This is a genomic window from Pseudomonas sp. Pseusp15 (assembly GCF_059492165.1).
Window position 1 is genome coordinate 3350706 of the sequence record NZ_CP168523.1, and the last position, 24892, is coordinate 3375597.

Consider the following 24892-nt stretch of genomic DNA (forward strand, 5'->3'; position numbering starts at 1 on the left):
TTAATCAACGGACAGCGTCCGTGCACCACGGCTGCCAACCAGCACCAGCGCACCGTCGGCGGACTGAGCGGCGCCGGTCACCGGGGTCGATGCCGGTTGCTGAACCAGGTGCAATTGCGCGCCTGTGCCCTGGCTGACCAGCATCTGCCCGCCCTGGGTGAACAAGCGATAGTTGCCACGGTTATCGACGAGGCCGGCGGTGATGCTGACGTGCAGGCCACTGTCCAGCGGGGTCCAGTTGAGGCCGCCGTCGGTGCTGCGCAGCACGTTGCCGCGCAGGCCGTAGGCAATCACTTCGCCGGGTTTGCCGAGCACGCCGAAAAAACTGCCCTGATAGGGTGTCGGCACGGCGGCGAAGCGCTGATCGGCGTTGTTCCATTTGAGCAACAGGCCCTGCTCACCGGCGATGTACAGCCCATCGCCGGTGGAGGCGATGGCGTTGAGGTGAAAGCCCTGCGGGTTGTCGGTGCGGTCCTGGAACGGTGTCCAGTTCTGGCCGCCATCCTCGGTGCGCAGGATCAGGTTGAACACACCGACCACATAACCGAGACGGTCGTTGGCGAACCAGACATCGAGCAAGGGTTTGTCGGCGCCCTGCGCCACCAGGCGTTCACCTTCGGCGACCAGCAGCGGCCATTGTTCATTGCCCGGTTCTGCACCGGCTAACGCCTGGTAATGCTTGACCAGTAAGGCGCCGATCTCGCGGCCGTCCAGTTGCTTGCGCCAGGTCGCACCCGCGTCACTGCTGTGCAACACCACACCGTCGCCGCCCACTGCCCAGCCTTGGGTGGCGGAGGGAAAACTGACGGCATTGAGGTCGGCACTGACCGGCACGGCGGCCTGCTGCCAGTGTTTGCCGGCATCATCGGAATACAGAATGTGCCCACGCTGCCCGACTGCAACCAGACGATCGCCGGCGCGGGCCATGCCCGATAGCGGGCTGTTGATAGCCAGGGCGCTGACCCTGGCCGGCAGATCCAGCACGTCGACATAACCGGAGGCCTGGCTCAAGCCCTGCAACATTGCAAGCAGTGCGCCGAGCGCCAGCCGCAGATAATTTTTGTACGAACACATACCGCGTCCTCTTCGGATAACCGCGCCGGGACACACATCCGTGTGCCTGACTTTCAAACCTGGCGCCCGAAACGATCGGCATAAGCCGACCGTCGTGCGCTCCCTTGCCTTGCGGGCAACGGAACGCACGGACGCGTTGTCACGGTTTGCTTAGCGAATCCCGCTACCTGCCAGGGATTCCGACGACCACTGCGCCTTGGAGAGCGGCTCGATGTACTTGATCCCGCCGTAAGGGCCCACCACACCGTTGATGTTGTAGGAGCCACCCACCAGGTCGTAGATCATGAAGGGCGTGGAGTCCGGGACTTGCTTGTCGTAGCTCTGGCTGAGGAACGCGAAAGAGCCACGGTACAGCTGACCACGGGCGTCGTACTGGTCAGAGGCCAGAGCGGTCCAACTGTCTTCATCGAGGTAGAAGCGACGCTTCTGATAGATGTGTCGGGCGCCAGCCTTGAGATTGCCCTCCACCACCCAGACGCGATGTTTTTCCCAACGCACATAATCGGGTGCCAGGTGATTGGCAGTGGTCAGCGACTTGGGGTCCTGGGCGTAGGTCAGCTTGTAGGTGTTGTAGGGCACGATCATTTCCTGCTTGCCCACCAGCTTCCAGTCGTAGCGGTCCAGTGCACCGTTGAACACGAAAACATCGTCGTAGGTGCCCGCGCCGGCGGTGCCGGGGTTGGGCGTGTCGTAAGCCAGGTTCGGTGCCAGCTTGACCCGACGCTGGCCAGGCAAGTATTGCCAGGCACGGCGCGGTTGCTGCAGCGGGTTGGCGGCGTCCTTGAGCATCACCGCTTCACCGGCCCGGCGCGCAGGGCCGGTGTAGGACAGCTTCATCTGGTAGTACACGTCGGCGCTGCTGATCGGCTGCGCCAGGTTCTCGTAGATCGGATAGGAAATGAACGCCTGCCCGGTGGTCGCCAGGCTCGGAATGCCTGCGGAGTCGACGTTCCAGGAGTCGTACTTGGAGTTGATGCTGACGCCCTGATAACGCAACAGGAAGTTCCACATCGCCTCGTTACCCGTCTGCGGAATCGGGAACGGCACGCCGGGCAGCACGTTATCGACGGCCAATCCGCCCTCGAGGGACTTGGCGCCGGTGGCATTTTTCACCCCGTTGTCCAGCACCGCCTTGGGCAAAGAGACGGTACGGTGGGTCGGGTAGACATTGACGTGGAAACTTGGGAACCGCTTGGCCAGTTCCGCCGTGGTTGCACTGAGCAAGCCCTTGTACTGATCGACGTTCTTGCCGTCGATCACCAGCAGCGGCTTTTCGTTGGCGAAGGGATCCGGGCGCATGCTGTCACCGGATTTGAAGCTGGCCGGCGGCGTGGTCAGGCCACCGTCATAGGCGGGGATGGATCCGTCGGCATTCCCGGCTTTTTCAGCCCCGACCAGGGTCAGGCTGGTGCCGAGCCTGGCGGCTTCCTGAGCCGATACAGCGGCCTGTGCCTGGGAGGCAATAACCATCGCCAACGAGGCGGCTAACACGGTTTGCACACATTTCATCTTGTTATTCTCCTGCTTACTTTGCGTAAGCCAGTGGTGAATCAAAAAGTGGTTTTCATCGTCAGGTAAACGGCGCCACGGTCCTCAGTCGTGGCACCACCACCGGAGAAGGCCGAGTAGCCACCGCCGTAACACGCGTAGTTTTCATTGCCGCTAAAGGCATTGGGTGTGGAGCCGTCTCCGCTGCCGGCATTGGCCGCGCCGGTGCTCAAACCACTGACGTCGCACTTGTCGGTCTTGCCGAAGGAGTCCACGTACTTCAGGTCGATGAAGTATTTGTTGTACACAACAGCACCCACGCCCAAGGCATAGTTGCCGGTGTCTTTGGCACCGCCACCGGACACCGGTGACACGCCGGCGAGGCCGACGTTGATGGACATCGGGGCGTTGAGATCGACCCCCGGGAATACCTGGTACCAGGTCGGTGTGAAGTTGACCGCGATGCCCCAGTTGTCCCGGGTCGGCTGGTCGATGCCGCGATAGCTGTCCTGGCCCTTGTAGAGCGCTTCGTTCTTGCTATCGAGCTTGAGCAGGTTGCTGTAGTACAACTCGGCGAGCAGGTTGGCCGAATCGAACACCGGTGTTTTCGGGAATGTCATCAGGCCGTTGAGCGTCCAGTGCAACGTGTCACCGGTGGCACTCAGGCTGTCGCCCTTTTGCGGGGTGTCATAGATCACACCGGTGGCCACCGTACGGGCCGGCAGCAGGCCCAGACCGGCGCCGAAACCCTGCGGCCCGGTCGAGCTGACAATCGCCGGAATACTGGCCAGCGGCATGTTGTGACGAATGTTCAGGTCCGAACCCACACTGATACCGCGCACATCCTTGGACAGGCTCAGGCCAAAGATCTGAATGTTGTCGGCATAGGCCAGTTGATAGGTGCTGGTGCTCAACGAATTGAGGGTGTTGACCACCGCCGGCACCATGCCGGCAGGCGGGGTGCCGTTGGGATTGGCCGACGTCAGCCCGGTGGCGTTCAGCCAGGCTTGCGGCAGGATTTCCGAGGTATTGCGGTAATAAACACCGAGGGTGCCATCCAGCCAGGCCGGCGACCACTTGGCCATTACCCCCCAGTCGCCGCGCTTGTCCGGCGTCAGGTCATGACCGCGACGCACATTGGTCAAACTGTTGCAGGGCGCCAAACCACAACCCAACGGGCTGCCCGGCACCACGCCATTGGTGTTGCCCAGCAGGAACGACTGCGCACCGAAGCCGACCAGATCGGAGCCGCCATAGTAAGTACCGGCTTCCGGTAGGCGGGCGGCATCCCAATCGAGGAAGTACTGAGCGGCCACGGTCAACTCGGGATTGACGGTGAACGACATCGACAGCTGGTTACGCGGAACGAACAGTTCCTTGGCTTCGGTTCCCGGCGAGGCGGCCAGTTTGGCCAGGTCCAGCCCGGACTGGCCGTAGCTGATCGAGTGCACCGGGTTGAGGATGGTCTCGCCCCAGAACACGTTGTGTTGACCGGCCTTGACGCTCAACAGCGACTCCTCGCCCACTTCGGTGCTGTAGAACACGAAGGCGTCGAGGATTTCGCCGGAAGGACCGGTGTAGTAACGCTCGGCGTAGTGGCTCAGGTGGGGGCTGCCATTGCCGACATTGTCGCCCGTGACCCCGGCCAGGCGCGGATCGTTGGCGACCAGACCCGACCTTGCGTCATTGCCATTGACGAACGGGTTGGAATTGGAACCGGTGTTCTCGTAGGCCTTGTCATACCAACTGGCGGCGCTGACGCGAAAGCCCATGTGGTCCTTGTAGACCACATCCATTTCGGTCAACAGGTCAACGCGGTTGGTGATGTTGGTTCCGGCCTTGCGGAAGTTGTAGTCGCCATCGTTGTTGTTCGGTGTCGCCAACAGGCGCTTGTCGGCGCTTTCGGTGCGCACACCGTAGTTGTACTTGACGGTGTTATCCAGGCGCGCGGTCCAGTCCGGGTTACCTGTGTCCAGCTCGACCGCCTGCGCGACCGGCACGGCGGCGCCCAGAATGGCCGAGGCCAACAAGGTGCATCGCGAGGGGGCGAACCCGTGACTCTTATTGTTGTGCATTGCGTTGTCTCCGCCTTTTTGTATTTGTTTTAAGCGCAGCCGCCCTCACACCCCCTTGTTCCAGGGGTTTGCGTTTTTCAGGAATGAGGGCAAATGCCGGATGACTGGGGGCCACCCGGCGCCTGAACTAGCGGTCCAGCTCCAGGATGAGAGCTTCGGCTTGAGGCCAGTGGCCAAAGCCTGCAGCCGGATTGAGATGACCTGCGTCGCCCACGTTGAGCAGTTCACTGCCCCAGCCTTCAGCCAGCTGAGTGACGGCGGCCAGGCTGGCGAGGTGGTCGTTGGTACTGGCGGCCACCAGACTGCGGAACGGCAGCGGCCCTTTTGGCAGGGGGTTCCAACCCTGGGTACGCAGGGTTTCAGCGGATGGGTAGCCTTGCGGCCAATCAGCATCGAGATCCGGAGGAGTGGCCAGCAGCGCGCCCTTGATCGGCCGGCTGTGTTGCGCAGCCCAATGTGCGACCATCAACACGCCCGCGCTGTGGGCCACCAGAATCACCGGCCCATCGATCTGCTCCAGCTGGTGTTGAATCGCATCGACCCGCTTGGCGCAATCGAGCTTGTCGGTTGCCTGCGGCGGCACACTGCGCACCTTGCACAACCTGGCTTCAAGCAGCGTTTGCCAATGCTCGGCAACGTGCTCGCGCAGGCCCGGTACGATCAGAACGGTTGCGGCAGTTTGCAGTTTGTCCACGTCAACACCTTCGCTTTCTCGATGACTCGACTGGCTCTATTGGCCAGGGGCTTTTTGTAGGACTGACATTAAAGAGCGCCCACCCGAAGCGCTTTTCATTGGACGTCAGGCACTTTTCTTTTCATGACAAATTTCCAGGGATCGGCACGCGGCGACCATTGGTCGTAAATCCCCTCAGGTTCTCTGCGGGTCACTGTAATCAACGGGTGAGCGTCGATTGCGCCACGACAACGGAGGTGATCCTGGACAGATTTGAGCGAGCGCCCTCGACAACCTCGCAACTGTTCAATTGCTGATGTGCTGGATATAGTCGCCACGCTCATTTGAATCGCAACCGGCCCAGGAAAGACTTTCGCATGCCCAAGCTTGTTCGCGCCGCCGTCTTGACCAACTACCTGGAAGTCACTCAATACCTGGGGTTCAACCCGCGCGATGTACTGGCCGGCGTCGGCCTGAGCAAAGCCCTGCTGCAAGCGCCCGAACACCGCATTCCCATTGATGCCGCCGTACGCCTGCTGGAAGACTCGGCCGCCGCCAGCGGCTGCCAGAATTTCGGCCTGAGCATGGCCGAGTCGCGCCAGCTCTCGGACTTCGGAGTCGTCAGCCTGCTCCTCAGCCACCAACGTACGCTGCGTGATGCCTTGCAGGTCGTGGTGAATTACCGTCACCTGATGAATGATTCGCTGGCCATCTTCATTGAAGAGGCCGACAAGATGGTGATCATTCGCGAGGAGGTAGTCACTGAATCGCCAATGCCTTCCCGCCAGGCCACTGAGCTGGCCATCGGGGTCATGTTCCGCCTGTGCGCTGCCTTGCTCGGTACACACTGGCACCCCTACAGCGTCAACTTCACGCACCAGCCCCCGGACAACCTGCAACTGCATCGCCGCCTGTTCGGCTGCACGCTGGAGTTCGGCAGTGAGTTCAATGGCATTGTCTGCTCCGACGCCAGCCTCGACATGACCAACCCCAATGCCGACCCGGCCATGGCGCGCTACGCCCAGAGTTACCTCGACTCGCTGCTCAACCACGAAGGCCCGTCGATACTGTTCGAGGTGCGCAAAGCCATCTACCTGCTGCTGCCGATGGGACGCGCCACCATCGAGCAGATCGCCCAGACCCAGGGCATGAATGTCCGGACTCTGCAGCGCCGCCTCAAAGACGACGGCTGCGCCTTCAACGACCTGATCAACGACGTGCGCCGCGACCTGGTGCTGCGCTACCTGGACAATCCGAATTACTCGCTGGGCCGGATCGCCGACATGCTCGGCTACTCCATGGCGAGCTCCTTCACACGCTGGTTCATCACCCAGTTCGGCATGCCGCCCGCTACATGGCGCAGCGCACAAAAACACACCGTCAAGTCACCGACTGCCCCAACCACCCTGCCCGCACCGCAAAAAACCTGAGCCAAAAAAAACGGCGACTGCTGGCACAGTCGCCGTAAAAGAACCGGTATCAGTGACACCGGCCGAGAGTCCCGTGGCGAGGGAGCTTGCTCCCGCTGGGGTGCGAAGCAGCCCCTTTTTTAAGACCACTGCATTTTTTCAGAAAGTACGCGGCGAGCCGTTTTGGGGCCGCTTCGCACCCCAACGGGAGCAAGCTCCCTCGCCACAGGATTTTGTGTGCCTACAGCCCCCAGCGCAGCAACAGCAACACCAGCACGACCAGGAACACCGTCTCCCCCACCATCAGCAGAATGGGTTTGATACCGACCGCCGCCAGCTCCTTGAGCTGAGTCTTCATACCCAGGGCGCTGATGGAAACCACCAGGCACCAGCGCGACAGTTCATTGACCGAACCTTGCACCACCGGGGCGATCCAGCCGGTGCTGTTGATACAGGCCAACAGCAGAAAACCGACGGCGAACCACGGTAGCAGCGGTGGCCGCTTGCCGGTCGGATCGGCACCCTGCATGCGCGTGACCATCGCCGCACAAACGATCACCGGCAGCAGCATCGCCACCCGCATCAACTTGACCACCGTGGCGGTATCGCCGGTCTCGGTCGACAGGCTGTAACCAGCGCCGACGACCTGGGCGACATCGTGGATGGTCGCCCCCAGGAACACCCCCGCCACTTGCGGCGACAACGACAGCCAATTGGCAATCATCGGGTACACGATCATTGCCAGGGTCGACAGCGCCGACACCCCGATCACCGTGAACAACGTCGCACGTTCTTTCTGTGGATGATTGGGCAACGCCGCCGCCAGCGCCAACGCCGCCGAGGCACCACAAATCGCAGTGGCGCCACCGGTGAGCATGCCGAACAAGCGCTGAAACCCCATCGCCTTGGCCGCGATCACCGAGACGCCGATCGTCACCACCACCAGAATCACCACCAGCGCCACAGGCTTCCAGCCCAGCGCGGCAATCTGCTCAAGGGTGATGCGCATGCCGAGCAAGGCCACGCCAATGCGCAACACAGTGCGTGCAGTGAATTCGATGCCAGCCTTGCAGGCACCCTCACTGGCCAGGAAGTTCAGCGCCATGCCCAACAGCAAGGCAAACAGCATCACCGGCGCACCGTAGTGCTCGGACAAAAAGGACGCGGCGGCCGCCACGATCAAGCTGACGATAAAGCCTGGCGCCAATTCGCGCGTTCGGCTGTGGATACGGGTAAGCGCGATAGCGTTCATGGCGCGGGCTCCTCGCAAGCGATGACGATGAATGCCTGGCCGTCAATTGTCTCGACCGGATAGTTGGCAACTTTGACCTGGGTTGAATTGAGCAAGTAACCGCTGCGCAGATCGAAGCGCAGGCCATGGGCGCAGCACTGGATCACTCGCCCCTCAAGGCGCCCGCCACACAACGAGGCGCCCTGGTGCGGGCAACTGTCGTCAATGGCGAACAGGTCCCCTTCGATGTTGAATAGCGCCAGGCTTTTGCCATCGCATTCGAACAGCGCACGACCGCCTGCCGGCGGGAGTTTTCCAGCGGGCACGGGGATTCGAAGACTCATACCGGTTGCCGCGCGCGATGACTGTCGAGCAAGGCTTCGCCCATGGCGTCAAATAGCGCCTCGGCAGGCTGAGCGCCCACCACTGTCAGGCGACCATCGAACTGAAAACTGGGCACGCCGCTGGCGGCTTCCGCCTCGTTGCCAATGTAAGGATCGCCGTCGCCTTGCAGGCAGGAGGCCATGGCATCAGGGTCGAAGCCACACGACCGGGCGATGGCAAGCAAGGTCTCCTGGCAGCCCAGATCCTCACCGCTCTCTGATCCCTGGAGCTGGAAGTAAGCAGCGAACAAACGCTCAAGCAAAACATCGCATTGGGCGCTATTGCCGAGCACCCTCGCATGCTCCAGCAAGCGATGGGCGTCGGCGGTATTGGGCATGCGGACGATACGACTCAAATCGATGGGCACGCCCACCGCCATCGCAGCCTGCTGCACCTGGGCCAGGCGCATCGCTACGGCTTTAAGACTGCCCAGGCGCTTGAGGTAAAAATCGACAAAGGGTTCACCCTGTGCCGGCAACTGCGGCAGCAATTGCACCCCGTGCCACACCGTGGTGATTTCCACGCCGGGTTGCCGGACACGCAGCAGGTCTTGCGCGCGCGCAAGTTGGCGCTTGCCGATCAGGCACCAGGGGCAGATGAAATCGAAAAACACATCAATACGTAAACGACCACTCACAACTTCACCTCTAACACCGCTTTGCCAATCGAATCGTGGACTTGCTCGCCCTGAAGCCGGGCCATGTCCTTGTGGTAATGACACTTGGCGTAAAAGAACACGGCCGCTGCCGCGATACTGACCAGTGGCACCATTTGAAAAGCCGCCTGCAAGCCGATGAGGTCGGACACCCGGCCGGTGATGAACGGCCCAGGCGCCAGCCCCAGCATGTTGTTGGCCAAGGTCAGCGTGGCGAAGGCCGTGCCATGGACCGAGTAATGGGTCAGGTTGGCAACCATGGCTCCGCAAGGACCGGTCGTGCCGGCGGCAATCAACATCCCCAGGCAGATCAGCACCAATTGCACAGGCCCTGGCGGCAGGGCGAAGGCCGTCGACAACAGCAGACAACTGCCCAGGCAATAGGCGATGGCCAAAGCGACTTTGCGCTCCGGCGAAGGGCGACACAGTCGATCGCTGAGCATGCCGCACAGGATCATCCCCGCGCCGCTGCACAGCACGATGATCGCCGCGACGCCGCCCGCCTTGTCCGTGGCCATGTCGTAATAACGATTGAGGTAGCTGGGCATCCACACGATCACGGTGCCGCCGACGAACAGTTGCAAGCCACTGCCGATGTAGGCAGCGATCACCGAGCGGCTGGAAAACAGCGTACGTAGCGGACGCTTGACCGCGGCAGCCGCCTTGTTCGCCGCCTGCGCGGCACGTTGCGGAGCAATGCGTGCTTCCTTGACGATGATCGGGTAAAGCACCGCCAGCAGCAGGCCGAACAGCGCCATGCCGGCGAACGACCAGCGCCAGCCCAGTTTGGCGGCGATGGCACCGCCCAGCGCCATGCCTAATACCGAACCAAACATGCCGCCCGCCATGAAGGCACTGGCCAGCGTTGCACGCATGTGTTTGGGAAACACCGAAATCACCACCGCGATGCCGACGCTGCCATAGGCCGCCTCACCGACCCCCACCATGAAGCGGGCGATAAACATCTGCTGGTAGTCCTGCGCCAACGCGCAGCCCAGTGTGGCCAGGCTCCACAACAGCGCCATCAACGCCAGGCTCTTGACCCGACCGAAGCGATCCGCCAACAACGACAAGGGGAAGGTGAGCAGGCCGACCATCAGGGCGACAACGCCACTGAGCAGACCGAGCTGACCGTCGCTCAGGGCCCACTCGCCCTTGAGCATCGGGAACACCGCATTCAGTACCTGGCGCGACATGTAATCGGAAATCAGCAGGCCGAACGTCAGTGCGAAGACGATCCAGGCATACTTGCGCGCAACGCCGACGCCACTGCCGTCGTCATCGTCTGCGGCGATTGGGTGAAAGGCCATGCAGCCTCCTCAAAGCTTCGTTTTATTGTTGTTATCAAGCGTGTTGCCATGCAGCGAGCGGGAGGCGTTTAACCGCCCGCTTCGTCTGCCGATCAGTCGATCAGTCGATCAGCCGCGTTGCGGCACACCCTTTTGTCCAGCCTTGCGGTTGGGGGCCATGCCATTGGCCAACAGGGTTTCTTCGATGCTTTGGTACTGCACACCGATGCGATAGATCTCGCGGGCTTCTTTACCGGTGGCGATTTCGCGACCCAGTTCATGGGCAATGCGTACGGTTTGCTCGATTTGCTGCACCGAGCTGAAACGCTTGCCCTTCTGATCAATGATCGTGTCTTCAATCCCCACGCGAGGGTGCAGCCCCATCGCCAGCGCCATGGTATTGAACGGCAGTACGTTCTTGAGCAGCGATTCAGCGGTCAGGGTGCAACCGTCCGGCGCGCGATGGATGAAGTTGAAGAAGTTGAACGGATTGGGGCCATCGAAACCGCCGCCGATGCCGATCCAGGTCAGGTTCAACGGCCCCCTGTACACGCCTTTGCGTACCAGGCGTTCAAGGGTCTCCATGGCATGCATGCCGGTCAGTTGGAAATGCGGCTGGATGCCGTTGTCCATCAGGCGCTTGAGGTGTTCGGCGACCCAGGCCGGGCCTGCCGGTACGGTCATTTCGCTGTAGGCCGCCTGATAGGCAGGGTTGGCCAGGGACGTACCTTCCAGGTATTCCGGATACAGCAGCTCCATGATGTTCATCTGGGTGGTGTTGATAGCCACCGTGACCTGATCCGGTTTTGGCGTCAGCTCCGCGAGCATGTGGCGAGTGTCGTCAGACAGCCACTTGGCCGCTTCACCATCGCTTTCGGGTGCGAAAGAAATCGAACCACCAACCTGGATGATCATGTCCGGCACGGCTTCACGCACACCGGCGATCAACTCGTTGAACTTGGACAGACGCTTGGAACCCTTGCCGTCCAGTTCGCGCACGTGCAGGTGCAAAACCGTGGCACCCGCCTCATAACAATCGACCGCTTTCTGCACCTGCTCATCCATGGTCAACGGGATGTCTTCGGGAAAGTCTTCCGGCATCCACTCGGGGCCATACGGGGCCACGGTGATGACCACCTTTTCCATGTTTTCCGGGTGCAGGGAATCGTCGAAGAATTGCATGGGTTACTCCTATTATTATGGTTGTCCACACGCCCGGATCGCGCCGGGCAGACGTGTCTGTGAGAGCGAATGCAGCTGCGGTCGATCGTTAAGTCTTGTCGCCGATGATGCCGGCGCGTTCCATCTTGCGATGGCACGGCGGGTAATCCATGACGGCGTAGTGCTGGGTACTGCGGTTGTCCCAGATGGCGATGCTGTTGGGTTTCCAGCGCCAGCGCACCTGGTACTCGGGGATGTAAGCCTGGCTGATCAGGTAGCGCAGCAACTCACTGGCACCCGGGTTGGCGTCCTGGCCAAAGCGCACCCGCTCGGGGGTGTGGTAGTTGCTCAGGTGGGTAGTAAAGGCGTTGACGAACAGCACCTTTTCGCCAGTCTCCGGATGAGTACGGACCACCGGATGCTCGGCATCCGGGTACATCGCCTTGAGCGCCAGACGCTTTTCAATCGGCATCGCGGCACCGAAACTCGCTTCGATGCTGTGGCGCGCACGCAGGTCGGCGATCTTCGCCTTTACGTCATCCGGCAACCGCGCGTAGGCCTCCACCATGTTGGCCCACATGGTGTCGCCGCCAACTGGCGGGCATTCCACGCAACGCAACACACAGCCCATTGGCGGCACTTCGCGCCAGGTCGCATCGGTGTGCCAGGCGTTCTCGTAACGGTCCATCGGCTGGTCCGGGCGCTTGTAGATGCGCACCAGCCCTGGATGATCCGGGTCACTGCCGGCCACCGGGTGATCCTCCAGTTCGCCAAAGCGCCGGGCGAAGGCCACGTGCTCGGCGCGGGTGATCTCCTGATCACGCAGGAACACCACGCGATGCGTGAGCAACTGAGCACGGATCTCGGCAAAAAGACCGTCGTCATGCACCGCATCGGCGAGGTTGACGCCCAGCAGTTCCGCGCCAATGCTGCAAGTCAACTGTTCGACTTTCATGGAAGACGACTCCCTTAAATGACGAAAATCGATGAGCCCGTGGTCTTGCGTGATTCCAGGTCGCGATGGGCCTGGACGGCATCCTGCAGGGCATAGTGCTGGTTGATCTCGATCTTGATCCGGCCGCTGCCGACATGGTCGAACAGCTCATTGGCCAACGCGGCTTTTTCCGCCGGGTCGGCGATGTAGTCGGCCAGGGCCGGACGGGTCATGAACAGCGAGCCTTTCATCGCCAGCAGTACCGGATCGACAGCCGGGATCGGACCGGAGGCCGTGCCGACGCACACCATCAGGCCGCGACGCTTGAGCGAATCCAGGGAACCCATGAAGGTGTTCTTGCCGACACTGTCGAACACCACGTTGACACCAACGCCGTCCGTCAACTCGCGCACACGCTGGGCGACGTCTTCATGGCTGTAATTGATCACATGGTCGCAGCCATGGGCCCGGGCGATTTCGCCCTTGACCTCGGTGGACACGGTGCCGATGACGGTCAGGCCGAGCAGCTTGGCCCACTGCGCCACGATCAGGCCCACACCACCGGCGGCAGCGTGCAGCAGAATGCTGTCGCCGGCCTTGAAATCGTAAATGCGCCGCATCAGGTACGACGACGTCAGGCCGCGCATGGTCATCGCCGCGGCGGTCTCGAAACTGATGGTTTCCGGCAACTTGATCAGCGGTGCGGCCGGGATCAACCGTTCGGTGCTGTAGGCACCCAATGTATTGAGAAAACCGGTGTAGGTGACGCGATCCCCCACGCGCACGTTGGTAACCCCCTCGCCGATCGCCTGGACCACGCCGGAGGCTTCGACCCCCATGCCATTGGGCATCGGGATCGGATAAGTGCCATTGCGAAAGTAGGTATCGGCATAGTTCAGGCCCACCGCCACATGACGCAGACGAACCTGGCCTGGACCGGGCTCACCGACTTCGACCTCCTCATAACGGAGGACTTCGGGACCACCGGTTTCGTAGAAGCGTACGGCTTTGGCCATGTTTTCTTATTCTCCAGTCTGCAAGGTTGGCGTGCAGCGTCGATTTGCGCTGACTGGACTGTAGGACGCCGCCTGACGAGCCGCTTCTCATCAGACGACAATGGCTTTTCATTTCATGACAGTAAGCCGGCAGGCAGGGGTGGCATCCACAGGCCACTCGTCGGGCGACGCAACCCGACTGATTGACAGCGATGGGTGCCTGCGCAATTATTATTACATCGCATGCGATTCAAACGTATACGACACACAAATCACATCATTCGAAACGTTGAGGATCCACCCCATGAGCAAGATCGAAAAAGTCCTGATGACCGGCAAAACTCACACCACCGCCAGCGCCGCTGGCAACACGTCGCGTGGCCATAACGGCAGCCTCGACATCACGCTGTCGTCGCCTGGAAGCGCGAAACCGGCGCACGTGTTCGCCGCTGTTCAGCCACACCCGACCGCCGAGCAATTGTTCGCCGGTGCATGGTCGGCCTGCTACACCGCCGCTGTCGGGCTGGTGGCCAATGACATGAACGTGGTGCTGCCGTCTGATCTGTCGGTCGACATCGAAGTCGATCTGGGCCAGACCGGTGCGGCGTACTTCCTTCAGGCTCGATTGACGCTCCGCGTGCCGGGGCTGGCGCACGACGTTGCGACGACACTGGCGCACACCGCCGATCAGATTTGCCCGTACTCGAAGGCGACGCGCGGCAATATCGACGTGGCCCTGAACGTCCTCACGGTTTAACGCACCGCGATTGGCATTTTTTTTACTCACATACATCGCATGCGCTTTAAGCGCATGCGAATAACAAGGCCAACCCCATTCCGACAAAATCGTATACGAGGTATATTTTGCCTTTGCGAGCCTTCTACTTTGGCCAACGAGGAAGCACATGAAACGCACTGACAAGACCGTCCCCGCTGATCTGAAGCTCTCCGACTTCCTGTGTTTTGCGGTCTATTCCACGAACCTGGCCTTCGGCAAGGCCTACAAGCCGATACTCGAGCACTTGGGGCTCACCTATACGCAATACATCACCATCGTTGCGCTATGGGAGGAAGACCACCAAACCGTGGGCAGCCTTGGCGAGAAGCTGTTTCTCGAATCGAACACGCTCACACCGATCCTGAAAAAGCTGGAAGCGATGGGCTATCTGCAGAGGCAGCGTGATCCCGAGGACGAGCGGCAGGTGCGGATCAGCCTGACGAAAAGCGGTCGACAGCTACGCGAAGACCGCCCCGAAACGGGCCTTTCCCACGCAACGGGTCTGGAACCGGACGAGTTCACACAGTTGCAGAACGCGATCGTGAAACTGCGCAACAACCTCATCAAATCGACGAAAGCCGAGGGATGAGCAAAACAAATACCTTGATACCGAAATGAAAAAACGGGCGCCCTGATCGGCGCCCGTTTTTTATTCAAAGGCTCGCTGGCAGGGCTGCGGCTACTGCCCATGAGTACTCCGCTTGTCGCCCCGCGTTGATATGTTTATTTTCACACGATTGATTTGTGAAATATTTTATGTCATTTATAGCCTCGCAAATCATCAGGACAGTCCACCTCGCCAGACCGGACGGCAGCCCCGTATCACCAACGCCCCATCCAAGGAGTCAACAATATGAACAAGACAGAACTTCTAGGTGCTCTGGCACTGTGCGCCGCAAGCTTGCTGGCACACGCCGACGAGGACAGCCTGCATATCGGCATCGAAGCCGCCTACCCGCCCTTCTCCTTCAAGACGCCGGAGGGCAATGTCAGTGGTTTCGATTACGACATCGGCAACGCGCTGTGCGCAGAGATGAAGGTCAAATGCGAGTGGGTCATCCAGGAATTCGACGGCATGATCCCGTCGCTCAAAGTGCGCAAGATCGACGCTGTGCTGTCGTCGATGTCGATCACTGAAGACCGGATGAAGTCGGTCGACTTCAGCAAAAAGTACTACCACACGCCGGGCAAGTTCGCGATGAAGACCGGCAGCGTGATCAACGACCCGCTGGTCGATCTCAAAGGCAAGAAAGTCGGCGTGCAACGCGCCTCGACCTACGACCGTTTCGCCACCGAGCAACTGGCGCAAGCCGGCGTCGAGGTGGTCCGCTACGGCTCACAAAATGAAGCCTTCCTCGATCTGGCATCAGGTCGCCTGGACGCCACCCTCGCCGACATCGTCAACACCGATGAGAGCTTTATCAAAACCCCCATAGGTAAAGGTTTCGCTCTGGTGGGGCCGGACATCAACGACCCGAAATACTTCGGCAGAGGCGCCGGGATCGCGGTGCGTAAAGGCGACAGTGCGAACGTTGCACGCCTGAGCGCAGCGATTGACGCCATCCGCGCCAATGGCAAGTACCAGCAAGTGATGGCCAAGTACTTCGCCTTCGATATCTACGGCGAATAAGCCGTTACCCGAAACCCTGGCGCCGGCGTTTGCGGGTGCCACTTCTGGCTTGTCTCGCGCGCCTCCCGGCGCTCGCTTGAGGAACTTCATCATGCTTCACGGCTACGGATCGAGCATTCTCGATGGCGCCTGGCTGACCATTAATCTGGCCCTGACTTCCATGACCATGGCGATTGCCCTGGGTCTGATCGGCGCCGCCTTTCGTTTGTCACCGTTCAAATGGCTGGCGATGCTGGGCGAAGGCTATACCACCCTGATTCGCGGTATTCCCGACCTGGTGTTGATCCTGCTGATTTTCTACGGCGGCCAGGATCTGGTGAACCGCATTGCCCTCGCGCTCGGTTACACCCGCTACATCGACATCAACCCCTTTATCGCCGGCGTCTGCACCATGGGTTTCATTTTTGGTGCCTACCTCTCGGAGACCTTTCGCGGCGCCTTTATGGCAATCCCCAAAGGCCAGGGCGAGGCCGGTGTGGCTTATGGCATGAGCGGCGCTCAGGTGTTCTGGCGGATTCTGGTGCCGCAGATGATTCGTTTCGCCATTCCGGGGTTCACCAACAACTGGTTGGTGCTGACCAAATCCACCGCGCTGATCTCGGTGATCGGGTTGCAGGACATGATGTTCAAAGCCAAAAACGCAGCGGACGCCACCCATGAGCCGTTCACGTTTTTCCTCGCGGTGGCCGCGCTCTACCTGATGCTGACCAGCGTGTCATTGCTGGTGCTGCGCTATCTGGAAAACCACTACTCGGTCGGCGTCAAAGCCGCCGAACTGTGACGGGGAGCACAGCCATGATTCTCGACTACAACCTGATCTGGGAAAACCTGCCGCTGTACCTCAATGGCGCCTTGTTGACCCTCAAAGTTCTACTGATTTCCCTGGCCGTTGGCCTGGTGCTGGCGATTCCTTTAGCGCTGATGCGCGTCTCCCGATCGCCGTTGATCAGCTTCCCGGCCTGGCTCTACACCTATGTGATTCGCGGCACCCCGATGCTGGTGCAATTGTTCCTGATCTATTACGGCTTGGCGCAGTTCGAAGCGGTACGCCAAAGCGTGCTCTGGCCTTACCTGTCCAGCGCAACCTTTTGTGCCTGCCTGGCCTTCGCGATCAATACCAGCGCCTATAGCGCGGAACTGCTGGCCGGCAGTTTGAAGGCCACGGCCCACGGCGAGATCGAAGCCGCCAAGGCCATGGGCATGTCGCGCTTTACCTTGTACCGCCGCGTGCTCCTGCCGTCGGCCTTGCGCCGGGCACTGCCGCAATACAGCAACGAAGTGCTGATGATGCTGCAGACCACCAGCCTGGCGTCGATCGTCACCCTGGTCGACATCACCGGAGCCGCTCGTACGGTCAGTTCGCGGTTCTATCTGCCATTCGAGGCGTTCATCACCGCCGGCCTTATCTACCTGGCCCTGACTTTCATCCTGGTTCGTCTGTTCAAGCTGGCCGAGCGCCGCTGGCTGGCGTATCTGGCACCGCGCAAGCACTAAGGAGCTGTTATGGAGCACATTGAATACCTGTTGCCGTGGGGGGCCTCGGGCACAGAACGACGGCTGTCGCTGTTTCGTTTTGGCAGCGGGCCACGCAAGGCCTACATCCAGGCCTCCCTGCATGCCGACGAGTTGCCAGGGATGCGCGTGGCGGTTGAACTTAAGCAGCGTCTGCGCGTGCTGGAAGAACAAGGTCGCCTGAATGGGGTCGTCGAGTTGGTGCCGATGGCCAACCCGATTGGCATCGCCCAGATGTTCCAGGCCACCCATCAAGGCCGTTTTGAGTTCTCCAGCGGGAAGAACTTCAATCGTGATTTTCCAGAGCTGGCCGAAGCTGTGGCGGCGCTGGTGAAAGGTCAACTGGGCGCCCACGCCGACGTCAACACCGGGCTGATCCGCCGCGCCATGGCCGATGTTCTCGCCGACATGCCACCGCCGACCTCGGAACTCGATGGCCTGCGCCGCCTATTGCTTTCACATGCCTGTGACGCCGATGTGGTGCTGGACCTGCACTGCGATTTCGAGTCGATCATGCTGCTTTACGCCATGCCGCAACACTGGCCGCGCCTGCGCTCATTGGCCGCTCGACTGGGTGCCGGCGCCGCATTGTTGGCCGAGGATGCGGGCGGCAGTGCCTTTGATGAAGCCTGCGCGATTCCCTGGTTGCGTCTGGCCGAACTCTTTCCTGAAGCCGATATTTCTTTGGCCTGTGTGGCGACCACCATTGAACTGCGCGGCATGGCCGATACCGAACGCGAGCCCTGCATCGACAGCGCGCAGGCCATTCTCGGCTATCTCGCCGAGCAAGGCCTGATCAGCGGTGACTGGCCCGCCGCGCCACCGACCGAGTGCGAAGCGACACCCTTCGCCGGCGCGCAGTACGCCTATGCGCCGCACCCCGGCGTGGTGAGTTTTCTGCAACCGCTGGGTGCCCGGGTCAGGGTCGGCGACCCGCTGTTCGAAGTGATTGATCCGCTGACCGATCGCCACAGCATCGTGCGCGCCAGCACCGACGGCATCCTCTATGCCCGTGAACGTCTGCGCTTTGCCCAGCCCGGTTTGTGGCTGGCCAAAGTGGCCGGTACTCGCCCTATTCGCCAAGGCCGCTTGCTCAGCGACTGATTCCAGAGAGTTGAAACCATGTACAAACTTGAAATTCAGAATCTTCACAAAAGCTACGGCAGCCACGAAGTACTCAAGGGTGTGTCCCTGGAGGCGAAGGCCGGTGACGTGATCAGCATCATCGGCTCCAGCGGTTCCGGCAAAAGCACCTTCCTGCGTTGCATCAATCTGCTGGAACAGCCCAACGCCGGCAACATCGTGCTCAATGGCGAACCGCTCAAGCTGGTGACCAACAAACTCGGCGGGCTCAAGGCTGCCGAGCCCAAACAGCTACAACGCATGCGTTCGCGACTGTCGATGGTGTTTCAGCATTTCAACCTCTGGTCGCACATGAGCGCCCTTGAAAACGTCATGGAGGCCCCGGTACATGTGCTGGGCATGAACAAGAAACAAGCGCGGGAAAAGGCCGAGCATTACCTGAACAAAGTCGGCGTGGCGCACCGCATGGACGCCTGGCCGGCGCATATGTCGGGTGGTGAGCAGCAGCGGGTAGCGATTGCCCGGGCACTGGCCATGGAGCCGGAAGTGATGCTGTTCGATGAACCGACCTCAGCCCTCGACCCCGAGCTGGTCGGCGAAGTGCTGAAAGTCATGCAGGACCTCGCACTCGAAGGCCGCACCATGGTGGTCGTGACCCACGAAATGGGCTTTGCCCGCGAGGTCTCGAACCAGCTGGTGTTCCTGCACAAGGGCCTGGTCGAAGAGCGCGGCAATCCGCGTGAAGTGCTGGTCAATCCACAGTCCGAGCGGCTTCGGCAGTTTCTGGCCGGCAGCTTGAAATAATCATACACTCCAGCCAACTTATGCCCCCGCGCAAAACCCCGTAGGAGCGAGGCTTGCCCGCGAAGCGAACACCGCGGTTTTTCAGGCATTGCGCGTTATCGTTCTTCGCGGGCAAGCCTCGCTCCTACAGGTTATGCGCCTGCCCCATCTCCAACCCTCAGGAACTGTAGAGCCGGACATGCCGACCCCTTCGAAAGACACCACGGTCTATGCCGCGCCGGTGATGCGTAAACTGGCGGAAATCGTTTCCGATCTACAGCCTTCACTGCGCAAGGTGGCGGATTTTATCCTGCGTCACCCGCTAAGGGCCGCGACGCTGACCATCGAAGAAATGGCCCATGAAACCTCCACCTCGCCGGCCGCGGTCAATCGTCTGGCCAAGGCACTGAACCTGGGTGGCTACACCGGCATGAAGGCCGAGCTGGTCGCGACGTTGCAGCAGATGGTGTCGCCGGTCGACAAACTGCGCAACGAACTGGCGCATCGTCCTGGCGGTGCATTTGGCCTGCATGAGCAAATCCAGAGCGCCACCAGCAACCTCGCCACGGCAGCCACCAACAACCACGCCGACACCTTTGAAGCGTTCGTCACCCGCCTGATCGAAGCGCGCAAAATTTACATCCTGGGCTTTGGCAACAGCGTCTACTTCGCCGGCCTCGCCGCCTCGACCCTGATGCCCTTCTGTGCAGACGCCACCGCCATCAGCATGGAGGGCGGCAACGAAAACGCCGCTTACCGCCTGGCTGCCATCACCGATCAGGATGTGTTGCTGGCGATCTCCCTGCCGCGCTATTCCCTCGACACCCTGCAACTCGCCCGCTTCGCCAATGAGCGCGGCGCCTCGGTGCTGGCGATCACCGACTCACCCGCATCGCCGCTCACCAGCATTGCCGAACACGTGCTATTTGCCCCCGCCGACCATCCGGTAATGACCAGCTCCAACATCGCCGTACTCGCCTTGATTGAAGGTTTGGTGGCGGGTGTGATGGCGCGCAATAAAGAAGCGGTCAAGTTGGCGACCGAGCTGACCGAGAGCGTGATGTCTTATTTGCATATTCCTGCCAGCAGCAAATCGTCGAAGAAGTGATATCTGACGAGGGGTAATTGTCCCTTGTGGCCGATACTCTTGGGCTAGAAACTGAAGGCAAGTACTGCCCTGCAGATAGGTTATCTCAATGCTGAAGAAACAGCTGGAAAGCAAAGTAGCGACTGCTGCTGAAATTGAGCGCTCCATCCAGGCCCTGAACAAAATGGCAGAACGCCTTTGGGGGGATGGCCGGGAAGCTGAGGCGAAGGCTCTCCTTGATGCCTTGGACGCACTAAACCGGGCGCTTGACCGGATCAGGATTGGAGAAAGTCGAAGGATTGCGACTCTGCATTAAGACGCACGAGTCAATCGGCGGTTGAAGTTACTCTCCAATGCAGTGGCTTTGACTTTGCAGCCTGGTACGGGCACATTCTGGCGCTACGTGAGGATGGATGCCTCGGTGAGGCTTAAGGAGAATGCCGTGTTTCCGATCAATATCTGGCTTGCCTATACTGCCGCGTGCTTGCTATTGGTGCTCGCACCAGGCCCGGACAATCTGCTGGCCGTAGGCCGAGGACTCAGCCAGGGCAAGATCGCCGCTATCGTGTCGGGGATGGCATCCGGGGCGGGAATTCTCTTTCATGTGGCAACCGCTTCGCTAGGACTGACTTTGCTGATGCAGACGTCCGCCGTTGCCTTCTGGGTCGTCAAGCTTATCGGCGCCGGTTATTTGCTTTGGCTTGGCATAAAAGTCCTACGCTCCCGTAGCCTGATCAGCTTCCAGCCAGCGACTCGGCAATCACTGCCGAGCATTTTCCTCACGGGATTACTCTCGGCAGCACTCAATCCGAAGCCTGGGTTTTTCGTCCTTGCGTTCATCCCGCAGTTCGTCGACCCACAACGCGGCTCAGTGAGCGTGCAGATGCTGGTGTACGGCATATGGTTCGCCGCCCTTACGGCAGTGGGATTCGCACTTATGGGCGTATTTGCCACTGTACTGTCCCGTTTTTTGCGTCAGAGCCCACGGCTGGTAAATGGCCTGAACGTAGGGGCAGGACTCACCTTCGTCGCTTCGGGAGTATCGATAGCGACGCTTAGCCAAAAATAGGATCAATGTCTTGGCGCTGCGGGGCTGGAATTCCAGCCTCGCTGGGTTTCTGTGATTATGAGGCTGACGACTTTAAGGCTGATCTTTCGTAAGCAATGGGATGGACACCCCCCACCCATAATCGCATCGCTGTGCCAGAGTGGATGCGTCCAGCCAATACACTTTAGCTGTCAGGTTCAAACGAATATTCAAATGACACTTGTGCCGGCTCACCATGACCAGCAACGTAGTTACCATTACCGCTAAGATTGACTAGATCCCCCGTGCCTGCCCCCTTCACGACACTCCAAGTGCTGCGTGCCTTTCCCTCCGAAAATGATCCCGAATGCCGAACAACAAATGTTCCGCTCTTACCTGCTACCACACCACAAATCCGCTCAAAACCAACAAAGCTAGCTGTGCCGTCGACGCTATAAGACATGAGGTATTCGACGCTACTTGTTCCCTCGATGGCGCCAGCATAGGACTGCGTGACTTTGGCGTGTGAGAGTTTCGGAGTGCCCTCAAGTTCTTGAGACGGCTTCTCGTCCCAGCCAGTTATCTGAAACGTGCAGCTATCAGTCATTTTCATGGGGATTTAGCTCTTTCGTCATAGTAGGGGAATGTGCTGGTCTGATGTGCCGGGAACACCGTTCTGCCTAATTATACCCGTTGCACCTATACGGCAGCAGTTGCTGAATATCACCAGCCTGGTGCGTAGGCAGGACGTAGCTCTGTATATCCGCTCGCCTTACCCTGGATGTTTAGCTGCGTGTTTAAGTACACCCGGTGTTACTTCATCGAGGCTACAACGCCTTGCGTCGTTGCCTACGACTGCGCCAGAATCCGCCGGCTTGTGCGCTTTGGGCTCGGGTTTTATCGTTTCCCGGTCACTGAAAAACAGTGATCGGGTTTGGTAGCCCGTTCGTATCACGGCGCACGGCATCACCTATTATGGTGGCCATGCGCGGGGCTCTTTCGAGGGCGCCGGGTTCCTGATGCGACCGGTCTACCAACCCGCGTATGGCCATCACCCTAATTCGTTTGGTAGCGAATGTGATGGCTCCCATTTAAATAAACTCGCATCAGGAGTTTCATCCATGTTCAAACCTACACCCAATCCGCCTGCCACAGACCCGACATCCCCCTACGAATCCCTCGACTCAAAAAAGCTCCACGAAGCCGCCGAACGCGCCATCGACCACTACCTCAACCCGGCCGCTCAGATCATGGCCTCCACCAACGAACCCGAGCCTATGTACTTCGCCAATCCGAAGTACAACACTGAATCCTTGCTGGCCAACGCAAGCGAAACACTCGGCTCGGCCACCCTCATGCTCACCAATTTCGCGGCGCTGCTGGAAACCTCACATCGCAAGACCCTGCTGGGCATTGCGCAAGTGGTCATGCTCGGTGAACTGGCGGTGAACCAAGCACTGGATCACGTCGAATTGAAGGAGTAATCGTCGTGCCCTGTGGCGAGGGTGCATACCATCGCCACAGAATATTCTCAAAATCAGCCTCGCCGGTGGCGCGGATGTTTCGGAATACGAGTTTGGTCGAGCTGAGACGCGATACTGGTGCCGAGCACTTCGCGCCATTAGTGTGATCAGTTACCTCGGCTAAGTTGCACATTCTGGCTCGTGCATTCGGTAGTGCTGACAGTACCCATGAAAGCATTCATCTTCACGGCGCACTTCTCAATGTTCAAGCCGTTACGCCCATCACTCGAGATATTGGTGACATATGGACCGGCGGTTGTGCAGCCAGCCAGAACAGCGAGCATGCTCAGAGCAATGATATTTAGTTTCATGTGAGTCCTTTCGAGCAGTGGCCTGAGCCAATCGGTTCGCCGAAACCGGCATTTGGGGGGCGGTTAAATTGTGCTTATTTGGAGCCCTTCAAAACCCGCCCGCTTCGTCACTATGCCGCGATCTAATCGTCATGAAGGAAAAGTGGTCGCTACAGCTTAAAGTGCTCTCACAGAAAGGCGTCGAAGCCTTATACCGCGACGCCCTACATATCTATCGCGACGATTAAACCGAGCGGATATGGCTGCGATTATTTTCACAGTGCGATGACCAGCGACCAGCTGCAGCAGTGGCCTCGGCCTGCAGGTCGCAAAGTTTTTCGTAAGCTTCGTCGTCTGCAAGATCAGGTTTGGTTTTCATGTAGTCATCGACTGCCTTGACCTTATCTGCAAAATCATCAGAAAGCCTTGCCGCTTCCAAAAAATATGCCTGCCTATTCATTTCCTCTCCTTAATCCGATCCAGCGTCGGATCAGAACAAATACTCCATTCGCCCCTGAACTTCCACCACCCCACTGTCGCATTCGGTCATGGAGGGCGGCGCCTACCCGAGGTAACCGCAAAACCGCTAACCCTTGCGGCCCACGGGCGGCATGATTACTAACTCATTGTGGTGTCGCAGGAACAGGAGATAGCGGCTCTATTCCCTTTTCGATATTCAGCAAGTCCTTAATTATCCGATCGGTATCAATCGGCTTATTTTTAGACGTACTCCCCTTAGTAGTAGAAGTCGCACCGCTACCTACACTCGTATACATATATGGAAGCTCAGCCTCAATCAGTTTCGATGCGGAATTAAATACCTCCAGCTGGTACCGAAGAAGTTGCTCTTCATTGATCGCCTTATTCATGTACATCTGACAAACAAAGTACGAATTTGAAAGAAACAACTGCATACCTTGGGTGCGACGATTCAAAACGGAATTAGAGCTCGCTAAAGCTGCAACCGCGCCAATCTTTGCCTTCACCTCAGCCGGAACATCAGCCTCAGCAGCTGCCTGCATGACCCTCGATAGATCTGTTCCGACCTCAGTAGGCGCTTCGGCGCAAAACCGATTGGACTCATAATTTACGAGTACCACTCGCCTGTCGGGGGTCAGACTTAATGTCCCGACGGCGGCATTTCCGTTCAATTTCGGGGAAAGCGAAGCTTGAATAACTGGTTGCTGTAATGGAGGCGTAAAGAGCGTACATCCACTTAATGATATCGCACTGAACACTGCGTAATACTTGATTAGCTTTTTCATACACGGCTCCCTGCTTTTATGAACAAAATTCCATCAGTTCAATGATAGCAGAAAGGCATCAAAGTCAAGTCTGGCGACATTCGTCCTGCACCTAACGATTACACCCTGATCCTCTAGCACAAAAAACAAATTAGTGAGTGCCGGGAACAGCAACGCGGTCACCGCAGTTCGCTGGATGCGGATCCTGCGGCAGATCAAAACCAGCCAGTACGTCGAATCACATCAGCCAGGCGGATTACCGCCGCGACTAGGTTTATCCACTCAGTCAGTCGTTTCATGCAGTAGCGCTCCAGCTTATTAGTTAGCTCAAGGATGCGGATGGTCACATCTACTCGCAAATGACTTTGTAATTAGTTGAGAATTACCGTTCGTCCCCCCAGACACCACCCGGGCTTGACCCGACACAGGACGCCCCATGCCCAAAGAAAACAAATTCCCCCGGAAGCAGCAGCGCGCTGAGCGCGTCAATCAGGCAATCCGAACATCGTCGACCACGGATGCCGGTTCTTCCACAGCCAAACGGTAAATCGCTACGCCTGCATGGAA

At 59.3% G+C, this 24892-nt stretch carries 26 protein-coding genes; 12 read left to right on the forward strand and 14 right to left on the reverse strand.

Annotation, left to right across the window (positions count from 1 at the left end):
• The 4 genes from ACEN8R_RS15150 to ACEN8R_RS15165 form a co-directional block, all read right to left on the reverse strand.
• A complete protein-coding gene (locus ACEN8R_RS15150) occupies window positions 1-1074 on the reverse strand; it encodes a WD40/YVTN/BNR-like repeat-containing protein (RefSeq protein WP_495624179.1) in 1074 nt (357 codons plus the stop codon).
• A 150-nt stretch (window positions 1075-1224) separates the two neighbouring features.
• Window positions 1225-2583, reverse strand: coding sequence for a DUF1329 domain-containing protein (locus tag ACEN8R_RS15155; RefSeq protein ID WP_111453677.1), 1359 nt, complete (start codon window positions 2581-2583; stop codon window positions 1225-1227).
• A 41-nt stretch (window positions 2584-2624) separates the two neighbouring features.
• Window positions 2625-4637 (reverse strand): DUF1302 domain-containing protein, encoded by a 2013-nt coding sequence (locus tag ACEN8R_RS15160; RefSeq protein ID WP_258613381.1) that lies wholly within the window; start codon window positions 4635-4637, stop codon window positions 2625-2627.
• Window positions 4638-4764: 127 nt separating this feature from the next.
• On the reverse strand, window positions 4765-5331 hold the full coding sequence (locus ACEN8R_RS15165; protein WP_018928315.1) for an RBBP9/YdeN family alpha/beta hydrolase: 567 nt from the start codon (window positions 5329-5331) through the stop codon (window positions 4765-4767).
• A gap of 356 nt (window positions 5332-5687) precedes the next feature.
• On the opposite strand from ACEN8R_RS15165, the gene ACEN8R_RS15170 reads away from it, so the two are divergent.
• Complete coding sequence (locus tag ACEN8R_RS15170; protein ID WP_018928316.1) at window positions 5688-6740, forward strand: AraC family transcriptional regulator; 1053 nt, start codon at window positions 5688-5690, stop codon at window positions 6738-6740.
• A gap of 220 nt (window positions 6741-6960) precedes the next feature.
• Here the strand turns inward: ACEN8R_RS15170 and ACEN8R_RS15175 are convergent, their stop codons facing one another.
• The 7 genes from ACEN8R_RS15175 to ACEN8R_RS15205 all read right to left on the reverse strand — a co-directional run bounded on the left by ACEN8R_RS15175 (window position 6961) and on the right by ACEN8R_RS15205 (window position 13389).
• Window positions 6961-7971 carry a YeiH family protein gene (locus ACEN8R_RS15175; protein ID WP_064616844.1) on the reverse strand — a complete coding sequence of 337 codons (1011 nt, stop codon included), beginning with the start codon at window positions 7969-7971 and terminating at the stop codon, window positions 6961-6963.
• Window positions 7968-8294, reverse strand: a complete 327-nt coding sequence (locus ACEN8R_RS15180; RefSeq protein WP_026286598.1) for a Rieske (2Fe-2S) protein — start codon at window positions 8292-8294, stop codon at window positions 7968-7970. Before ACEN8R_RS15180 ends, ACEN8R_RS15175 begins: the two co-directional genes overlap by 4 nt.
• Window positions 8291-8971 carry a DsbA family oxidoreductase gene (locus ACEN8R_RS15185; protein WP_258613380.1) on the reverse strand — a complete coding sequence of 227 codons (681 nt, stop codon included), beginning with the start codon at window positions 8969-8971 and terminating at the stop codon, window positions 8291-8293. The genes ACEN8R_RS15180 and ACEN8R_RS15185 overlap by 4 nt, the downstream gene beginning before the upstream one ends.
• Window positions 8968-10299: an MFS transporter gene (locus ACEN8R_RS15190; RefSeq protein ID WP_018928320.1), complete on the reverse strand. Its 1332-nt coding sequence runs from the start codon at window positions 10297-10299 to the stop codon at window positions 8968-8970. Before ACEN8R_RS15190 ends, ACEN8R_RS15185 begins: the two co-directional genes overlap by 4 nt.
• Before the next feature lie 108 nt (window positions 10300-10407).
• Window positions 10408-11460 (reverse strand): beta-keto acid cleavage family enzyme, encoded by a 1053-nt coding sequence (locus tag ACEN8R_RS15195; protein WP_086945292.1) that lies wholly within the window; start codon window positions 11458-11460, stop codon window positions 10408-10410.
• Window positions 11461-11548: 88 nt separating this feature from the next.
• Window positions 11549-12394, reverse strand: coding sequence for a TauD/TfdA dioxygenase family protein (locus ACEN8R_RS15200; RefSeq protein WP_258613379.1), 846 nt, complete (start codon window positions 12392-12394; stop codon window positions 11549-11551).
• A gap of 14 nt (window positions 12395-12408) precedes the next feature.
• Window positions 12409-13389, reverse strand: coding sequence for a quinone oxidoreductase family protein (locus ACEN8R_RS15205; protein WP_111453671.1), 981 nt, complete (start codon window positions 13387-13389; stop codon window positions 12409-12411).
• A gap of 283 nt (window positions 13390-13672) precedes the next feature.
• On the opposite strand from ACEN8R_RS15205, the gene ACEN8R_RS15210 reads away from it, so the two are divergent.
• The 10 genes from ACEN8R_RS15210 to ACEN8R_RS15255 all read left to right on the forward strand — a co-directional run bounded on the left by ACEN8R_RS15210 (window position 13673) and on the right by ACEN8R_RS15255 (window position 21310).
• Window positions 13673-14125, forward strand: coding sequence for an Ohr family peroxiredoxin (locus ACEN8R_RS15210; RefSeq protein ID WP_086945290.1), 453 nt, complete (start codon window positions 13673-13675; stop codon window positions 14123-14125).
• Between the two features lie 148 nt (window positions 14126-14273).
• On the forward strand, window positions 14274-14735 hold the full coding sequence (locus ACEN8R_RS15215) for a MarR family winged helix-turn-helix transcriptional regulator (RefSeq protein WP_018928325.1): 462 nt from the start codon (window positions 14274-14276) through the stop codon (window positions 14733-14735).
• Between the two features lie 264 nt (window positions 14736-14999).
• Window positions 15000-15776 carry an ABC transporter substrate-binding protein gene (locus ACEN8R_RS15220; RefSeq protein WP_495624180.1) on the forward strand — a complete coding sequence of 259 codons (777 nt, stop codon included), beginning with the start codon at window positions 15000-15002 and terminating at the stop codon, window positions 15774-15776.
• A 91-nt stretch (window positions 15777-15867) separates the two neighbouring features.
• Window positions 15868-16557 carry an ABC transporter permease gene (locus ACEN8R_RS15225; protein ID WP_258672969.1) on the forward strand — a complete coding sequence of 230 codons (690 nt, stop codon included), beginning with the start codon at window positions 15868-15870 and terminating at the stop codon, window positions 16555-16557.
• Window positions 16558-16571: 14 nt separating this feature from the next.
• Complete coding sequence (locus tag ACEN8R_RS15230; RefSeq protein ID WP_018928327.1) at window positions 16572-17270, forward strand: ABC transporter permease; 699 nt, start codon at window positions 16572-16574, stop codon at window positions 17268-17270.
• A 9-nt stretch (window positions 17271-17279) separates the two neighbouring features.
• Window positions 17280-18392 (forward strand): succinylglutamate desuccinylase/aspartoacylase family protein, encoded by a 1113-nt coding sequence (locus tag ACEN8R_RS15235; RefSeq protein ID WP_105347755.1) that lies wholly within the window; start codon window positions 17280-17282, stop codon window positions 18390-18392.
• A gap of 18 nt (window positions 18393-18410) precedes the next feature.
• Window positions 18411-19175, forward strand: coding sequence for an ABC transporter ATP-binding protein (locus ACEN8R_RS15240; protein ID WP_230138947.1), 765 nt, complete (start codon window positions 18411-18413; stop codon window positions 19173-19175).
• A gap of 178 nt (window positions 19176-19353) precedes the next feature.
• Window positions 19354-20262 carry a MurR/RpiR family transcriptional regulator gene (locus ACEN8R_RS15245; RefSeq protein WP_007940239.1) on the forward strand — a complete coding sequence of 303 codons (909 nt, stop codon included), beginning with the start codon at window positions 19354-19356 and terminating at the stop codon, window positions 20260-20262.
• Between the two features lie 88 nt (window positions 20263-20350).
• The gene (locus ACEN8R_RS15250) at window positions 20351-20557 is read left to right on the forward strand and encodes a hypothetical protein (protein ID WP_086945286.1); all 207 of its coding nucleotides are present in this window, start codon (window positions 20351-20353) and stop codon (window positions 20555-20557) included.
• A 126-nt stretch (window positions 20558-20683) separates the two neighbouring features.
• Window positions 20684-21310, forward strand: a complete 627-nt coding sequence (locus tag ACEN8R_RS15255; protein WP_204124452.1) for a LysE family translocator — start codon at window positions 20684-20686, stop codon at window positions 21308-21310.
• A 163-nt stretch (window positions 21311-21473) separates the two neighbouring features.
• On the opposite strand, the gene ACEN8R_RS15260 is transcribed toward ACEN8R_RS15255, so the two are convergent.
• Window positions 21474-21881: a DUF3224 domain-containing protein gene (locus tag ACEN8R_RS15260; protein WP_138867076.1), complete on the reverse strand. Its 408-nt coding sequence runs from the start codon at window positions 21879-21881 to the stop codon at window positions 21474-21476.
• Window positions 21882-22389: 508 nt separating this feature from the next.
• On the opposite strand from ACEN8R_RS15260, the gene ACEN8R_RS15265 reads away from it, so the two are divergent.
• Entirely contained in the window at window positions 22390-22752 is a 363-nt protein-coding gene (locus ACEN8R_RS15265; protein WP_018930271.1) for a DUF6124 family protein, read from the forward strand.
• 573 nt (window positions 22753-23325) lie between these two features.
• Here ACEN8R_RS15265 and ACEN8R_RS15270 read toward each other — a convergent pair.
• Together ACEN8R_RS15270 and ACEN8R_RS15275 are read right to left on the reverse strand one after the other, a co-directional pair.
• A complete protein-coding gene (locus ACEN8R_RS15270; protein WP_018930273.1) occupies window positions 23326-23541 on the reverse strand; it encodes a hypothetical protein in 216 nt (71 codons plus the stop codon).
• A gap of 163 nt (window positions 23542-23704) precedes the next feature.
• Window positions 23705-24346: a hypothetical protein gene (locus ACEN8R_RS15275; RefSeq protein ID WP_018930274.1), complete on the reverse strand. Its 642-nt coding sequence runs from the start codon at window positions 24344-24346 to the stop codon at window positions 23705-23707.
• Between the last annotated feature and the right edge of the window lie 546 nt (window positions 24347-24892).